Source organism: Xanthobacter autotrophicus, assembly GCF_030015065.1.
Lineage (GTDB): Bacteria > Pseudomonadota > Alphaproteobacteria > Rhizobiales > Xanthobacteraceae > Xanthobacter > Xanthobacter autotrophicus_D.
Genome location: NZ_JAIVFN010000116.1, coordinates 1 through 14,595 on the forward strand (window position 1 = coordinate 1; position 14,595 = coordinate 14,595).

Consider the following 14,595-nt stretch of genomic DNA (forward strand, 5'->3'; position numbering starts at 1 on the left):
TTCGGGCGAGGCGCAGCGCATGGAAACAACGGGGCGATCTCCGCCCAGAGGGCGTCGGGCAACAGCTTCTTGGCCATGCCCAACACAACGCCAAATATGGTTAACAAATCGTTTTGTTAGGCGCTCTTACTGGATCATCGTGCACGGCATCACCTGCTGGCTGGTGGGCCGGCGCATCCCGCTGCGGCAGGTGGATTTCCGCTGCGGCCCGCCGGGGCACGGGGCCGACTATCGCCTGTTCTTCGGCGCGCCGGTGCGCTTCAACCAGACCGAAAGCCGGCTCGCCTTCGATGCCGCCTTCCTCACCCTGCCGGCGGCGCGCGGCGAGCGTGCGCTGAAGGACTTCCTGCGCGGGGCACCGGCCAACATCCTGGTGCGCTACCGCCACGACCAGGGCCTCGCCGCCCGGGTGAAAGCCCGCCTGCGCGCCGTTCCGGCCACCGCCTGGCCCAGATTTGAGGATCTCGCCCGGCAACTGCGGCTTCCCGCCTCCACCCTGCGCCGGCGCCTCGCCGACGAGGGCCAGACCTATCGCGACATCAAGGACGAGTTGCGCCGGGTGCTGGCCGAGGCGCTGCTGCGCGAGGGCTCGAAGCCGGTGGGCGAGATTGCGGCGGCGCTTGGCTTTTCCGAGCCCAGCGCCTTTCACCGCGCCTTCCGCAAATGGACGGCGCAGAGCCCGGGGGCCTATCGGCGGGGCTCGGCCTGAGGCGCTGTCAGCCTGCCAGGGTCTGCGCCTGCGCCGCGACGGTTGTCTGGCCAATCTCCTTGAGATGCTCCTGGAGGGCGAGGCGGTCGAGGGAGCGCAGCGGCAGGGCGACGAAGATGGCAATGCGCCGATGGAGCAGCCGGTAGGCATCCGCGAAGGCAAAGGACAGCTCCGTCGCGGTGCCATTTGCAAGCTTGGGGTCGGGAATGCCCCAGTGTGCGGACATGCGCCGCCACGGCTCGCCTGGCAGCACCGGGCAGGTCTCTTCGGCGGCGTCGTCGCAGACGGTGAAGACGAAATCGAAATGCGGCGCATCCGGCCCGGTGAATTCGGTCCAGCTCTTCGAGCGCAGGCCGCTGACGTCGTAATTGAGGCCGGCGAGAAGCTTCGTCGTTTCCGGATGGACCGCTCCGGAGGGAGCGATTCCGGCGGAATAGGCCTTGAAATGGCCGTGGCCAAGCCGGTTGAGAATGCTCTCGGCCATAAGCGAGCGTGCCGAATTGGCCATGCACAGGAAGAGGACATTGAAGACGTGATCGTCAGGCATGTTTTCCTCCACCGACCTTTTTCTGCATGTTGGAGCTGGTCTGGCCAAGTAACGCAAGCGCTGCTTTGCCCGGCTGTCAACTCGCAGCGCCGTCAAATCTTGGGCACCCATGAATCGCGGCGGTACGGGACGGGGCGAAACCGTCCCGGCAGCGCCGGCTTCGGTCGCCTTTCGCGCGGGCCATTTGACGGCTGGCCGCGCCCTCACTACCTCTTGCCCGGTTCGGCGCCGGTGCGGCGCACTGGAGGCCGTGTTGTCCGTCGTCACATCCATCCGCAAGTCGCTGGTCCCCATCCATCGGGAGGGCTACCCCTTCATCGCCATCGCGGTGGTGATCGCGCTCGGGCTCATGGTCTTCTCCACCTTCCTCGGGATGATCGGGGTGGGCCTCGCCATCTGGACCGCCCTGTTCTTCCGCGATCCGCCGCGGGTGACGCCGGTGCGCGACGGCCTGGTGGTGGCGCCGGCCGACGGGCGCATCTCCCACGTGGGCCTCGCCCGGCCGCCGCGGGAGCTGGACCTCTCCGACGAGCCGCTGCTGCGCGTCTCCATCTTCATGAACGTGTTCAACGTGCACGTGAACCGGGCCCCGGTGACCGGCCGCATCGAGCGCCTCGCCTACAAGCCCGGCCTGTTCCTGAATGCGGACCTCGACAAGGCGAGCGAGGACAATGAGCGCAACGGCCTCGTGATCTCCACGCCCTTGTGCCGCGTGGGGGTGGTGCAGATCGCCGGCCTCATTGCCCGCCGCATCGTCTCCTTCGTGCGCGAGGGCGAAACCATCGGCGTCGGCGAGCGCTTCGGCCTGATCCGGTTCGGCTCGCGGGTGGATGTCTACCTGCCGGTGGGCACGAAGGTGCAGGTGTCGGAAGGCCAGCTCACGGTGGCGGGCGAGACCGTCCTGTGCGATCTCTCCGCCCAGCAGCCGCGCGATACGGCCTACCGGGTGAGCTGATGGAGACGCCTTTTCCCCCGTTCGATCCGGAAGGCCGGCCGCGGCCCCGCTTCGGCCGCCTCGGCCGGGTGCCGCTGCGGGTGCTGCTGCCCAACCTGGTGACGCTGCTGGCGCTGTGCTCCGGGCTGACGGCGGTGCGCCTCGCCATCGAGGAGCGCATCGAACTGGCGCTCGCCGCCATCGTCTTCGCCGCTCTGCTCGATGGCATCGACGGCCGCCTCGCCCGGGCGCTGAAGGGTACCTCCCGTTTCGGCGCGGAGCTGGACAGCCTCGCCGACTTCGTGAATTTCGGCTGCGTGCCGGCGCTGATGCTCTATTTCTGGGGGCTCAAGGAAACCGGCTCGGTGGGCTGGATCGCCGCGCTCGCCTATGCCATCTGCGCGGCGCTGCGCCTCGCCCGCTTCAACGTGATGCTGGACGATCCGCACAAGCCACCGTTTGCCGGCGACTTCTTCACCGGCATCCCGGCGCCGGCGGGGGCCATCACCGTGCTGCTGCCGATCTACCTGGAACTGATCGGCGTGCCCCACGGCGGCGTCAGTGCGCCGCTGGCCCTCATCTATTGCCTGGCCATTGCCTTCCTCATGATCTCCACCGTGCCGGCCTGGTCCGGCAAGACGCTGGGACGGCGGGTGCGGCGGGACATGGTGCTGCCGCTTTTCGTGGCGGTGGCGCTCTTTTTTGCGCTGCTCGCGAGCTATCCCTGGATCGTGCTCTCGGTGTGCTCGATCATTTATCTCGCGCTGCTGCCGGTTTCCACATTGCGTTACCGCCGTCTGATGGCGGCATGGCGGGCCGGGCGCGCCGACGAGACCCCCACGAGCTGAAGGGCTTTGTGAGGAGGTGCCGTGTCGGCCGTTAGATTGCATGCAATTGGCGCAGTTATGATTGATTACTGTGCATTTTAGGGCGTTTGCGTGGGGTGGAGATGTCTTCCTAAATAGCATTATATATATGATATTAAATGATAATTGTATTTTTGCATGCAATTGGCATGGGGCTTGAATGGAGGGCGGCGACTATCACCATTGGGGATGCCGTCCGATGAATCGCCGCGAATTCGTGAAGTCCGCCTCCGTCACCGCCGTCGCCACCGGTGCCGGTGTGGCCGCCCCGGCGGTGTTCTCCTCGGCGCAGGCGCAGGCACGCAACGAGACGCTGCTGATCGTGTCCGAGAGCGGCCCCAACAACCTCGACATCCATGGCGTCGGCACCAACGTGCCGGGCTATGAGGCGAGCTGGAACACCTACGACCGCCTCATCACCCATGAGATGACCGAGAAGGACGGGGTCCGCTACTACGACCGTGACAAGCTGAAGGGCGAACTTGCCGAGGACATGAACATCGGCGACATGTCGGTGACCTTCAAGCTGAAGAAGAACGCCACCTTCCAGGACGGCTCGCCGGTCACCGCCAAGGACGTGAAGTGGTCGCTGGACCGTGCGGTCTCGGTGGGCGGCTTTCCCACCTTCCAGATGAAGGCCGGCTCGCTGGAGAAGCCGGAGCAGTTCGTGGTGGTGGACGACCACACGGTGCGCATCGACTTCCTGCGCAAGGATCGCCTGACCATCCCCGACCTCGCGGTGATCGTGCCTTGCGTGATCAATTCCGGGCTGGTGCAGAAGAACGCCACCGAGAAGGACCCCTGGGGCCTCGAATACACCAAGCAGAACACGGCGGGCTCCGGCGCCTACCGCGTCACCAAGTGGACCCCCGGCACCGAGGTGATCTTCGAGCGCTTCGAGGACTGGAAGGGCGGCCCGCTGCCCAAGATCAAGCGCGTGATCTGGCGCATGGTGCCCTCCGCCGGCAACCGCCGGGCGCTTCTGGAGCGGGGCGATGCCGACATCTCCTACGACCTGCCCAACAAGGATTTCGTGGAGCTGAAGCAGGCCGGCAAGCTCAACATCACGTCGGTGCCCTATTCCAACGGCGTGCAATACATCGGCATGAATGTGAAGAACCCGCCCTTCGACAACCTGAAGGTGCGAGAGGCCATCGCCTACGCCATCCCCTACCAGAAGATCATGGATGCCGCCCTGTTCGGCCTCGCCAAGCCCATGTTCGGCGCCCCGGCGGACGCCCAGACGAAGGTGGCCTGGCCGCAGCCCACCAAGTTCGTCACCGACCTTGCCAAGGCCAAGCAATTGCTGGCGGAAGCGGGCTATCCCGACGGGCTGGAGACGACGCTCTCCTTCGACCTGGGCTTCGCCGGCGTGAACGAGCCGCTGTGCGTGCTGCTGCAGGAGAACCTGGCGCAGATCGGCATCAAGACCACCATCAACAAGATCCCCGGCGCCAACTGGCGCACCGAGCTGACCAAGAAGGTGCTGCCGCTGTTCACCAACGTGTTCTCGGGCTGGCTGGACTATCCCGAATACTTCTTCTTCTGGTGCTACCACGGCAACAATTCGATCTTCAACACCATGAGCTACCAGTCGGCGGCCATGGATGCCTTCATCGACGGCGCCCGCGCCGCCGCGGCCAACGGCGACAAGGCGGCCTATGATGCGGGCGTGAAGGGCATGGTGGACCTCGCCTTCGCCGACGTGCCGCGCATCCCGCTCTACCAGCCCTATGTGAACGTGGCGATGCAGAAGAACATCACCGGCTACGAATACTGGTTCCACCGCCGCCTCGACTATCGCGCCTTCCAGAAGGGGTGAGGGGCGGGGCCCCTTGTTCCGGGCGTCATGGTCGGGACAAGCCCGGCCATGACGCAGAATGAAGGACGGGGGCGTAGCCTGTCGCCGGTCGGGCGGCAGCAGGCCGCCACCCCAGCCAGACCAAGCGAGGACACACCATGCTGAAGCTCATAGGCAGTCGTCTTGCCACCGCCGTGCCGAGCCTCATCGGCGTGGTGATCGTCACCTTCATGCTCACCCGCGTGCTGCCGGGCGACACCGCCGCCTATTTCGCCGGCCCCGCCGCCACGGCCGAATCCATCGCCGAGATCCGCACCAAGCTGGGCCTCGACAAGCCGCTGCCGGCGCAGTTCGTGGACTATGTCTCGGCGCTGGCGAAGGGGGACCTCGGTTCCTCGCTCTCCACCGGCCAGCCGGTGGCGGCGGAGATTTCCGCCCGGCTCCCGGCCTCCGCCGAGCTGACGCTGGCGGGCCTCATCCTGGCGCTGGCCATCGCGGTGCCGTTCGGCATCATGGCGGCGGTGAAACAGGGCTCCTGGGTCGACCATGCCTGCCGGCTCATCACCACGGCGGGCGTGTCGCTGCCGGTGTTCTTCACCGGCCTGCTGCTGGTCTATGTGTTCTACTTCAAGCTCGGCTGGGCGCCGGCCCCGCTGGGGCGACTGGACGTGTTCTTCTCGGCGCCCGAGACAGTGACCGGCTTCTATCTCATCGACAGCCTGATCGCGCGGGACTTCGAGACCTTCCGCGCCGCGCTGGCGCAGCTTGCGGTGCCGGCCATCACGCTCGCCATCTTCGCGCTGGCGCCCATCGCCCGCATGACGCGCGCCTCCATGCTGTCGGTGCTCTCCTCCGAGTTCGTGCGCACGGCGCGGGCGGCGGGGCTGACCGACACCACGGTGATCATCACCTACGCGTTCCGCAACGCCATGCTGCCGGTGGTGACCACGCTGGGCATGGTGTTCTCCTTCCTGCTCGGCGCCAACGTGCTGGTGGAGAAGGTGTTCGCCTGGCCCGGCATCGGCTCCTACGCGGTCGAGGCGCTGATCACCTCCGATTATGCGCCGGTGCAGGGCTTCGTGCTCGCCATGGCGATCCTCTATGTGGTCCTCAACCTCCTGATTGATATCGCCTACGGCATCATCGACCCCCGCGCGCGGAGCGAAGCATGACCCTCGCCACGGCCGACACCCACCCCCGCGGCCTTGCCGCGACGCTTGCTCACGCGCGCTACGTCATCTCCGACAACCCGGTCACCGGCATCGCCTTCGGTATGTTCCTGGTGCTGGTGGTGTGCGCGCTGCTCGGGCCCTTCATCGTGCCCTACGATCCGCTCGCCAGCGACACGGCGGCCGCGCTCCAGGCGCCCTCCGCCGCCCACTGGTTCGGCACCGACAATCTGGGGCGGGACATCTTCTCCCGCGTCATCGTGGCCACCCGGCTCGACATGGCCATCGCGGTGTTCTCGGTGGCGCTGGTGTTCGCGGCCGGCGGCATCGCCGGCATCGCCTCCGGCTTCTTCGGGGGCTGGACCGACCGCATCATCGGCCGCATCTCCGATACCATCATGGCCTTCCCGCTGTTCGTGCTGGCCATGGGCATCGTGGCGGCGCTGGGCAACACGGTGACCAACATCGTGATTGCCACCGCCATCATCAACTTCCCGCTTTATGTGCGGGTGGCCCGCTCGGAAGCCGCCATCCGCCGGCAGGCGGGCTTCGTGCAGGCGGCGCGCCTCACCGGCAATTCGGAATGGCGCATCCTGCTCACGACCATCCTGCCCAACATCATGCCCATCATGATGGTGCAGATGTCGCTCACCATGGGCTACGCCATCCTGAACGCGGCGGGCCTTTCCTTCATCGGCCTCGGCGTGCGCCCGCCGACCCCGGAATGGGGAATCATGGTGGCGGAAGGCGCGGCTTACATCGTTTCCGGCGAATGGTGGATCGCGCTGTTCCCCGGCCTCGCACTCATGTTCGCGGTGTTCTGCTTCAACCTGCTGGGCGACGGTCTGCGCGACATCGTCGACCCCCAGCGTCGCACCTGAGGGAGGCGAGCATGCACGGAGTTGTGGACGTGAAGGACCACGCAGCCAAATCCTCCGAGACCCCCTCCGGCCCGCTGCTGGAGGTGCGCGACCTCACCGTGGAATTCGCCACCCGGCGTGGCACGGTGACGGCGGTGAGCGAGGTGAACCTCACCCTCGCCAAGGGCGAGACCCTGGGCATCGTGGGCGAGAGCGGCTCGGGCAAGTCGGTGACCTCCTACACGGTCATGCGCATCCTCGACCGGGCGGGACGCATCGCGGAAGGCTCCATCACCTTCTCGGGGATGGACGTGGCCCACGCCCCGGAAAGCGCCATGCGCGACCTGCGCGGGCGCGAGATGTCCATGATCTTCCAGAACCCGCGCGCCGCGCTCAACCCCATCCGCACGGTGGGCGCGCAGATCGGCGATGTGCTGCTCCAGCACGTGCAGGCCGATGCCCGCACCGTGAAGGAGAAGGTGATCGACATCCTCAAGCAGGTGCGCATCGCCCGGCCGGAGGATCGCTACCACGCCTATCCGTTCGAGCTGTCGGGGGGCATGTGCCAGCGCATCGTCATCGCGCTGGCGCTGGCCTGCCGGCCGCAGCTGATGATCGCCGACGAGCCCACCACCGGCCTCGACGTGACCACCCAGAAGGCGGTCATGGACCTCGTCACCGAGCTGACGCGCGAGCGCGGCATGTCCACCATCCTCATCACCCACGACCTGGGCCTCGCCGCCGCCTATTGCGACACGGTGATGGTGATGGAGAAGGGCAAGGTGGTGGAGACCGCGCCCGCCGAGCGCATCTTCCGCGACCCCCAGCACCCCTATACCCGCAAGCTGATGCGTGCGACGCCCCGCCCCGGCATCACCTTGCGGGACCTCTTGCCGGAGGAGCCGGCGGGGTCGCCGGCGCAGAACCCTCCCCCGCAGGCGCGAACGAGCGCGCAGGCGGCGGGCGCCCCCGCGACCAAGGTGCTGCTGCAGGTGGAGAACCTGGTGAAGGAATATCCCCGGCAGGGCGCGCCCTCGGCCTTCCTGTCCGGCCTTTTGGGCAAGAAGGCGCCGCCGGAGGAGCGCATCTTCCGCGCCGTGGACGACATCTCCTTCGCGGTCCTGAAGGGCGAGAGCGTCGGCCTCGTGGGCGAGAGCGGCTGCGGCAAGTCCACCACCTCCACCATGGTCATGCGCCTCATCGACCCGACCGCGGGCAGGATCAGCTTCGCCGGCGAGGACATCAGCGCCGTGCCGGCGAAGGATTTCGCCCACCATCCCATGCGCCGGCGCATCCAGATGGTGTTCCAGGACCCCACCGAGAGCCTCAATCCCCGCTACACGGCGGAGCGCGCCATCGCCGATCCCTTGCTGCGCATGGGCGGCATGTCCGGCGGGGCCAAGCTGCGCGCCCGCGTGGCGGAACTGGCCGAGATGGTCGGCCTGCCGCAGAACCTGCTGGAGCGCTTCCCCCACCAGCTTTCAGGCGGGCAGAAGGCGCGCGTGGGCATCGCGCGGGCCATCGCGCTCGATCCCGACCTCGTCATCCTCGACGAGCCCACCGCCGCCCTCGACGTGTCGGTCCAGGCGGTGGTGCTCAACCTGCTGGAGGAGCTGAAGCAGCGCCTCGGCATGAGCTACCTGTTCGTGTCCCACGACCTGCACGTGGTGGGCCTGCTGTGCGACCGGGTCATCGTCATGCGGCAGGGGCGCATCGTGGAGGAGGGCCGCTCGCAGCAGGTGCTGGATGCGCCCAGGGACGCCTATACCCGCGAGCTCATCGCCGCCATTCCCCATCCCCCGGTCTGAGGCAAGGTGAAGCCCCCATGAGCAAGGAAATCGAACTCCCCAGGGTGGACGACACGGCGCTGGAGCAGCTGCTCGACGGCGCGCTCGGCGCCCATGCCATCGCACCGCGTCCCGAATGGCGCGCCGAAGCTTTGTCCTATCTGCGCGCCATCGCCGATGCGGCGACCCTGGTGCGCAGCCTCGACCTCGGTGACGCCGAGGAGCCGGCCCCCGTCTATCGCCCTTGAGGCCGTGCCCATGAACGCCCCGATAGACGCGCCCGCCGACGCCGCCCGTCTCGCCACCGCCACCGCCGCCGAGATCGCGACTGCGGTCGCCTCCGGCGCCGTCACCGCGCGCGCGGTGATCGAGGCGACGCTGGCGCGCATCGCCGCCGTGGACCCCAAGGTGAACGCCTTCACCGACGTGACCGCCGAGCGCGCCCGTGCAAGCGCCGACCGCATTGATGCCCGTCGCGCCGCCGGCGCGCCGCTGGGGCCGCTCGCGGGCGCGCCCTTCGCGGTGAAGAACCTGTTCGACGTGAAGGGCCTGCCCACCCGCGCCGGCTCGAAGATCAACCGCGACCTGCCGCCAGCAGCGTGCGACGCATCCCTGATCGAGAAGCTGGAGGCCGCCGACGCGGTGCTGGTGGGTGCGCTGAACATGGGCGAATACGCCTATGATTTCACCGGCGAGAACGTCCATGACGGCGCCTCGCGCAATCCCCACGACCTCACCCGCATGACCGGCGGTTCCTCCGGCGGCTCGGGGGCGGCGGTGGCGGCGGGGCTGGTGCCCATCGCGCTTGGGTCTGACACTAATGGTTCGATCCGCGTGCCGTCATCCCTGTGCGGCACCTTCGGGCTGAAGCCCACCTATGGCCGCCTGTCGCGGGGCGGCAGCTTTCCGTTCGTGACGGCGCTGGACCATCTCGGCCCGCTCGGCCGCTCGGTGGCGGACCTCGCCGCCTTCTATGACGCCATGCAGGGCGAGGACGCGCGCGATCCGGGCCAGTCCCCGCGCCCGTTCGAGCCCGTCTCCGGCCTGATCGGGCAGGGGGCGGACGGCCTGCGCGTCGCCGTGGCCGGCGGCTGGTTCCGCTCGCGCGGGCTGCCGGAGGCGTTTGCGGCGGTGGACCTTGTGGCCGCGAGCCTGGGTGTGAGCGCAGTGGTGGACATTCCGGACGCCGCCCGCGCCCGCGCCTCGGCCTTCATCATCACGGCGGCGGAGGGCGCGAGCCTCCATGCCCGGCGCCTCGCCGCCCGCGCGGAGGATTTCGATCCCGCCGTGCGCGACCGGCTGTTCGCCGGCCTCGCCATCCCCGCATCCTGGGTGGATGCCGCCCAGCGCTTCCGCCGCCATTTCCGCGAGGAGATGCTGAAGCTGTTCGAGAAACACGACGTGCTGCTCGCCCCCGCCACCCCCTGCCGGGCGCCGAAGCTGGGGCAGAAGACCTTCGTGCTCGATGGCGAGGAGATGCTGGTGCGGCCCAATATGGGCCTGTTCACCCAGCCCATCTCCTTCATCGGCCTGCCGGTGGTGGCTGTGCCGGTGCGGGTGGATGTGGGGGACGCGCCGGAACTGCCGCTCGCGGTCCAGGTCATCGCCCCGCCGTGGCGCGAGGACCTGGCGCTGCGCGTCGCGGCGGCGCTGGAACGGGCCGGCGTCGCCGTCGCGCCCGTGGCCGGACTTTGAGGGGGAGAGGGTGGTGGAGATCGACATTCGTGAGGTGAAGGCCGAGGTCGAGGCGGCCTTCGCCCGCTACGAGGCGGCACTGGTGAACAACGATGTGGCCACCCTCGAAGCCCTGTTCCACGACGATCCCCGCACCATCCGCTATGGCGGCGGGGAAAATCTCTACGGCATGGACGCCATCCGCGCGTTCCGCCGCGCCCGTTCGCCCGTGGGTCTTGAGCGTATGCTGGCGCGGACGGTGATTACCACCTACGGGCAGGATTTCGCGGTGGCCTCGACCCTGTTCCAGCGGGAGAACGCACCGGGGCGCATCGGGCGGCAGCAGCAGAGCTGGGTCCGCTTTCCCGAGGGCTGGCGGGTGGTGGCCGCACATGTGTCGGTGATCGCGGATGACGGAGCGGCATAGGCCCGCGGGAGAAACGGTTTCGGGCGTATCGCCGCGCCCCTGCCCCGGATTCCCCCGCAACGGGGCGGGGATGCGGCGGTCGAGGCGGGGAGGGGATGCGGACTTGCTCCGTTTCCCTCCTCGTCAGGACTTCTCCGGAATTCGCGCCGACCTCGAATCCAGGTAGTTTATTGCGTTATGACTCTCATCACGCCGCAACCTCTTAAGGGCTCTGCTCCCGCCGGGCGCCCGCGCAGGCGTCGCGCCGCCGGCCGGCCGGTGACGCGGACGGAGGAACTGCGCCTCCAGATCGCCGACGATATCGTGCGCGGTCGCCTTGCCCCCGGCACGCCGCTGGAGGAGGTGGAGATCGCCAAGCGCTACGGCGTGTCCCGCACCCCGGTGCGCGAGGCGCTGCGCGACCTGGCCGCCTCCGGCCTGGTGGAGGCGCGGCCCCATCGCAGCGCGCTGGTGGCCCAGCCCTCGCTGGAGCGGCTGCGCGGCATGTTCGACGTGATGGCCGAGCTGGAGGCCCTGTGCGCCGGCCTGTGTGCCGTTCACATGACGGCAGCCGAGCGTGCCGGACTGGAAGCCACCCATGCGGAACTCGCGGACCTGACCCGGCGCGGCGACGAGGGCGGCTATACGGTGCTCAACGAGCGCTTCCACACCACGCTCTATGCCGGCTCCCACAACGATTACCTGGCCGAGCTGACCCTTGCCACCCGCGCCCGGCTGCAGCCGTTCCGCCGCGCCCAGTTCCGGACCCTGGGCCGGCTCGCGCGCTCCTACGAGGAGCATGACCGGGTGGTCACCGCCATCCTGCGCGGCGACAAGGCGGAGGCATCCGCCGCCATGCGGGCCCATATCCTGACCGTGGAAGACGCTTACGAGCGCTACGCCGAGAGCGTGTGAGGCTGAAGGCTACTGCGCCGCCTCCGATTCCGTGAGGTTGTCGAGGCCCTGCACGATGTGCTGGGCCAGCGCGTCCGCCAGCAATGACGGCTCGTGGCGATTGCGCAGCAGCCCGATGTCGCACGGAGGCAGGGGCGGATAGCCGTCGCCGCTGCCGAGCACGCGCATTCCCGGCCTGAGCGCGGATTCCGGAAACACCGAGACCGCAAGCCCGGCAAGCACCGCCGCCGCCACGGCGCCGCTGTTGGGGCTGGTATAGAGGATGCGGTGGCTGCGCCCCGCCCCGGCGAGGCGGGAGACGGCGATCTCGCGCCATTGGCAGGTGGTGCGCCCCAGCGCCAGCGGCACGGGCGTTTCCAGATGGACGCTGTGCCGGGCCGATGAGACCCACAGCAGTCGTTCGCGGCGGATCACATGGGCGTTGCGGGCGGTGATCTCGGTGGCGGTGATGATGGCGAGGTCGATGGAACCGGCGGCGATGTGCTGCACCAGCTCGCTCGTGGGCTCGCACAGCACGGTCAGTTCCACCGACGGGTGGGTGTGGGAGAAGCGGGCCATGATGTCCGGCAGGTAGCGGTCGGCATAATCGTCCGGCACGCCCAGGCAGACCCGTCCCGACAAGGCCGCGTCGGCGAAGCTCAGCACGGCTTCCATGTTCAGCTTCACGATGCGGCGGGCAAAGTCGAGCAGGCGCTCGCCATCCTCGGTGAGGCGCGAGGCGCGGCCGTCGCGCACGAAGACCGGGCGACCCACACGCTCTTCCAGACGCTTCATCTGCATCGAGACGGCGGACTGCGTCTTGTGCACCACCTCCGCCGCGCGGGTGAAGCTGCCGGTCTCGGCAATGGCCACGAACGTGCGCAGCTGATCGGGGTCGAGCATCGCCGTCATGGGGTGCGGCTCCAGGATATTCATCACACGAAATGATACGTGAGATGAAAAACATTCGCTAGCGTGATTCATCCCATGGCGTCACAAACGGCATGCCGAAGCGGCGGGATGCGAAAACGGGTGGCTCAAGGCACTCCCGAGGCCCAGGAAAGGACTGTCCGCGATCCCCACCCCGGCAATGGAGATGAAGATGAGCGTGCATGGTGAAACCCGGAAGATTGCCTTTGCTCCCGCGGGTGAGACGGTGGCGGCCCTGTGCTTCGCCGCAGTGTCGCTGGCCGGAAAAGTGGTGAACGTCGCCGGTGCCATCGCGCGCGCCGCCGAACGCCGCCGCGTCATGGTCGAGTTGTCTGGCCTCGACGATCATATGCTGCGCGATATCGGCCTGACCCGCTCGGACCTGCGCGACGCCGCCTCCGGCCCGGTGCTCGCCGATCCGACTCGTGTGCTGATGCTGCGCGCCACCGAGCGTCGGACCGCTGCCCGGCTCGCCGCCTACAACCGGCAGCGGCGCTGATGGCCGGAAGGCGCACCTTCCGGGGTGCATCCCGCGCCGAGCGGACAACGCCTCCGACTGATTGAGGCTCGCCGCGCCGATCGCGCCCGCTTGCACGCCAGCAGGCGGGCGCGGCGCCAAGAATCCGGCGGGAACGCCCCTCGATTCCGCCGTGCCTCGACCCGCGCCGTCCGCAACCGGCGCGGGTCGCTTTGTGTCTACGGTGGCGTGGGTGGCCCGCGACGGCGCTCTTTCGCGTCGCGGCTATTTCACGTCGCGGCCTTTGGCGGGCTGGCCGCCGGCCCCGCTGCGGGGCGCCGGATTGACGAGGCGCGGACGCTCTGGCGGCAGGGTCTCCGCCTCCGGCTGTGCGTTGTAGGTGCCCGGCGTGGTCGCGGAGCGCATGATGTCGAGCCAGAAATCGGGAATGGAATAGGCTCGCGCCCCGTCCGCACCGGGAATGGCAGGGGGGAAGCCCTGCGCGAAGAGCTGGGCGAAGAAATTCTGGAACGGGGCCAGCGGCGGGGGCGACGGTTCCGGCGTGGTCGTGCGCGTCGGCGGCATGCCGGCCTGCATCATGGTCGCCGTCATGGCGTTCACCACGTCCTGCCACGCATTGGCCGGGTTGCTGCGCTGGGGCGTTGGCGGGGCCGAGGGGGCGGCGCGCTGGAACATCATCTGGGCATAGGCGTCGGCCCAGGGGTTGCCGGTGGCGAGCTGCCTTTGGTTCTGCTCCGTGGCCGTGCTGGTGAAGGCGAGGAAGGCGTCGACGAAGGGGTTGCCGGAGGAGATGGGCGCGATTCGCTGTTCCGTCTGGCCGGGCATGCGGCTCAGCATGGCCGCGAGCATCTGCTGGAGCGCGCCGGAGGCGGCTAGCGACTTGGCAAGCCCGCCCACGAACAGGGTGGCGAAGCTCGGCATCATCTGCCGCACCATGGTGACGCCGAGGCCGGTGGAGGCCGCCACGTGCGCGGCGACCGCCTTGCTCACGTCCGTCGAGCCGAACACGGTGTCGAGGGCCTCGCTGCCGGCGCGGGACAGCTCGGCCGGCGCGGCCGGCTGGGTGTAGAAGGCGCCGTAGGGGCCGCTCGTCATCAGCGTCATGAGCGAGGCGAGGGCTTCGGGGGACTGGGTGGCCTGCTTGAACGCCTCGGCGAAGGCGGGCATCACCGCCTCGGCCACGGCCTGGGCCTGCTGGGAGGACAGGCCGTACATGCGCCCGACATTCTCGAGCCCGTGGCCGCCCTGTGCCGCCCGGAGCATCTCCAAGAACTGATCCATACGCCCACTCCGCAGGAGCGCGGCGCCCAGACATGCGATCTGGCGAGCCGGCCCATCCCGTTTCCCGTTGCCCGATCGCGAACCCGGTGCTGCGACCTTACGCCATCGTCTCGCCGAAATCACCAAATGGTTGCAACCCGATCGGGGGTCCTGCGAGGCGGTGGCCGGACGGCGAAAAGGCGCGCCGGAGCGGCTTGGCTCAGCCGGAGAATTCGGTCTCGTGGGAGAGGATGTCCTGGGCCTGTCTCTTATACACAAC

15 protein-coding genes are annotated in these 14,595 nt (G+C 68.5%); 12 read left to right on the top strand and 3 right to left on the bottom strand.

Translation table 11 applies throughout. From position 1 onward, the window contains the following. Nucleotides 1-19: 19 nt before the first annotated feature. On the top strand, nucleotides 20-709 hold the full coding sequence (locus K9U40_RS18640; RefSeq protein ID WP_282891649.1) for a helix-turn-helix domain-containing protein: 690 nt from the start codon (nucleotides 20-22) through the stop codon (nucleotides 707-709). Nucleotides 710-716: 7 nt separating this feature from the next. On the opposite strand, the gene K9U40_RS18645 is transcribed toward K9U40_RS18640, so the two are convergent. After that, nucleotides 717-1,256, bottom strand: a complete 540-nt coding sequence (locus tag K9U40_RS18645; protein ID WP_282891636.1) for an arsenate reductase ArsC — start codon at nucleotides 1,254-1,256, stop codon at nucleotides 717-719. 253 nt (nucleotides 1,257-1,509) lie between these two features. Between K9U40_RS18645 and K9U40_RS18650 the strand changes: the two genes are divergently transcribed. The 10 genes from K9U40_RS18650 (at nucleotide 1,510) to K9U40_RS18695 (ending at nucleotide 11,668) form a co-directional block, all read left to right on the top strand. Then, complete coding sequence (locus K9U40_RS18650) at nucleotides 1,510-2,211, top strand: phosphatidylserine decarboxylase (RefSeq protein ID WP_282891637.1); 702 nt, start codon at nucleotides 1,510-1,512, stop codon at nucleotides 2,209-2,211. Continuing rightward, the gene (gene pssA / locus K9U40_RS18655; RefSeq protein ID WP_282891638.1) at nucleotides 2,211-3,038 is read left to right on the top strand and encodes a CDP-diacylglycerol--serine O-phosphatidyltransferase; all 828 of its coding nucleotides are present in this window, start codon (nucleotides 2,211-2,213) and stop codon (nucleotides 3,036-3,038) included. The genes K9U40_RS18650 and pssA overlap by 1 nt, the downstream gene beginning before the upstream one ends. Nucleotides 3,039-3,255: 217 nt before the next feature. Next, on the top strand, nucleotides 3,256-4,878 hold the full coding sequence (locus K9U40_RS18660; protein WP_282891639.1) for an ABC transporter substrate-binding protein: 1,623 nt from the start codon (nucleotides 3,256-3,258) through the stop codon (nucleotides 4,876-4,878). Nucleotides 4,879-5,015: 137 nt separating this feature from the next. Next, nucleotides 5,016-6,029 carry an ABC transporter permease gene (locus K9U40_RS18665; protein ID WP_282891640.1) on the top strand — a complete coding sequence of 338 codons (1,014 nt, stop codon included), beginning with the start codon at nucleotides 5,016-5,018 and terminating at the stop codon, nucleotides 6,027-6,029. After that, nucleotides 6,026-6,907: an ABC transporter permease gene (locus tag K9U40_RS18670; protein WP_149574508.1), complete on the top strand. Its 882-nt coding sequence runs from the start codon at nucleotides 6,026-6,028 to the stop codon at nucleotides 6,905-6,907. The genes K9U40_RS18665 and K9U40_RS18670 overlap by 4 nt, the downstream gene beginning before the upstream one ends. 11 nt (nucleotides 6,908-6,918) lie before the next feature. Then, entirely contained in the window at nucleotides 6,919-8,694 is a 1,776-nt protein-coding gene (locus tag K9U40_RS18675) for a dipeptide ABC transporter ATP-binding protein (protein ID WP_282891641.1), read from the top strand. Nucleotides 8,695-8,711: 17 nt separating this feature from the next. After that, a complete protein-coding gene (locus tag K9U40_RS18680) occupies nucleotides 8,712-8,921 on the top strand; it encodes an AtzG-like protein (protein ID WP_282891642.1) in 210 nt (69 codons plus the stop codon). Between the two features lie 10 nt (nucleotides 8,922-8,931). Then, nucleotides 8,932-10,368: an AtzE family amidohydrolase gene (locus tag K9U40_RS18685; protein ID WP_282891643.1), complete on the top strand. Its 1,437-nt coding sequence runs from the start codon at nucleotides 8,932-8,934 to the stop codon at nucleotides 10,366-10,368. A gap of 13 nt (nucleotides 10,369-10,381) precedes the next feature. Next, entirely contained in the window at nucleotides 10,382-10,774 is a 393-nt protein-coding gene (hpxZ, locus tag K9U40_RS18690) for an oxalurate catabolism protein HpxZ (protein ID WP_282891644.1), read from the top strand. Between the two features lie 177 nt (nucleotides 10,775-10,951). Next, nucleotides 10,952-11,668 carry a GntR family transcriptional regulator gene (locus tag K9U40_RS18695; RefSeq protein WP_282891645.1) on the top strand — a complete coding sequence of 239 codons (717 nt, stop codon included), beginning with the start codon at nucleotides 10,952-10,954 and terminating at the stop codon, nucleotides 11,666-11,668. A 9-nt stretch (nucleotides 11,669-11,677) separates the two neighbouring features. Here the strand turns inward: K9U40_RS18695 and K9U40_RS18700 are convergent, their stop codons facing one another. Further along, a complete protein-coding gene (locus K9U40_RS18700; protein WP_282891646.1) occupies nucleotides 11,678-12,559 on the bottom strand; it encodes a LysR substrate-binding domain-containing protein in 882 nt (293 codons plus the stop codon). 184 nt (nucleotides 12,560-12,743) lie between these two features. Between K9U40_RS18700 and K9U40_RS18705 the strand changes: the two genes are divergently transcribed. After that, complete coding sequence (locus K9U40_RS18705; protein WP_282891647.1) at nucleotides 12,744-13,076, top strand: DUF1127 domain-containing protein; 333 nt, start codon at nucleotides 12,744-12,746, stop codon at nucleotides 13,074-13,076. Nucleotides 13,077-13,319: 243 nt separating this feature from the next. Here K9U40_RS18705 and K9U40_RS18710 read toward each other — a convergent pair whose 3' ends face one another. Continuing rightward, nucleotides 13,320-14,336, bottom strand: a complete 1,017-nt coding sequence (locus K9U40_RS18710; RefSeq protein WP_282891648.1) for a DUF937 domain-containing protein — start codon at nucleotides 14,334-14,336, stop codon at nucleotides 13,320-13,322. Nucleotides 14,337-14,595 lie beyond the last annotated feature (259 nt).

What these genes read in the sequence shown, in the direction of transcription:
- K9U40_RS18670 (WP_149574508.1), top strand. Translation starts at nt 6,026, where the DNA reads ATGACCCTCGCCACGGCCGACACCCACCCCCGCGGCCTTGCCGCGACG.
- K9U40_RS18665 (WP_282891640.1), top strand. Translation starts at nt 5,016, where the DNA reads ATGCTGAAGCTCATAGGCAGTCGTCTTGCCACCGCCGTGCCGAGCCTC.
- K9U40_RS18660 (WP_282891639.1), top strand. Translation starts at nt 3,256, where the DNA reads ATGAATCGCCGCGAATTCGTGAAGTCCGCCTCCGTCACCGCCGTCGCC.
- K9U40_RS18695 (WP_282891645.1), top strand. Translation starts at nt 10,952, where the DNA reads ATGACTCTCATCACGCCGCAACCTCTTAAGGGCTCTGCTCCCGCCGGG.
- K9U40_RS18705 (WP_282891647.1), top strand. Translation starts at nt 12,744, where the DNA reads ATGAAGATGAGCGTGCATGGTGAAACCCGGAAGATTGCCTTTGCTCCC.
- K9U40_RS18700 (WP_282891646.1), bottom strand. Translation starts at nt 12,559, where the DNA reads ATGACGGCGATGCTCGACCCCGATCAGCTGCGCACGTTCGTGGCCATT.
- K9U40_RS18640 (WP_282891649.1), top strand. Translation starts at nt 20, where the DNA reads ATGGAAACAACGGGGCGATCTCCGCCCAGAGGGCGTCGGGCAACAGCT.
- K9U40_RS18685 (WP_282891643.1), top strand. Translation starts at nt 8,932, where the DNA reads ATGAACGCCCCGATAGACGCGCCCGCCGACGCCGCCCGTCTCGCCACC.
- pssA (WP_282891638.1), top strand. Translation starts at nt 2,211, where the DNA reads ATGGAGACGCCTTTTCCCCCGTTCGATCCGGAAGGCCGGCCGCGGCCC.
- K9U40_RS18675 (WP_282891641.1), top strand. Translation starts at nt 6,919, where the DNA reads ATGCACGGAGTTGTGGACGTGAAGGACCACGCAGCCAAATCCTCCGAG.
- K9U40_RS18680 (WP_282891642.1), top strand. Translation starts at nt 8,712, where the DNA reads ATGAGCAAGGAAATCGAACTCCCCAGGGTGGACGACACGGCGCTGGAG.
- K9U40_RS18645 (WP_282891636.1), bottom strand. Translation starts at nt 1,256, where the DNA reads ATGCCTGACGATCACGTCTTCAATGTCCTCTTCCTGTGCATGGCCAAT.
- K9U40_RS18710 (WP_282891648.1), bottom strand. Translation starts at nt 14,336, where the DNA reads ATGGATCAGTTCTTGGAGATGCTCCGGGCGGCACAGGGCGGCCACGGG.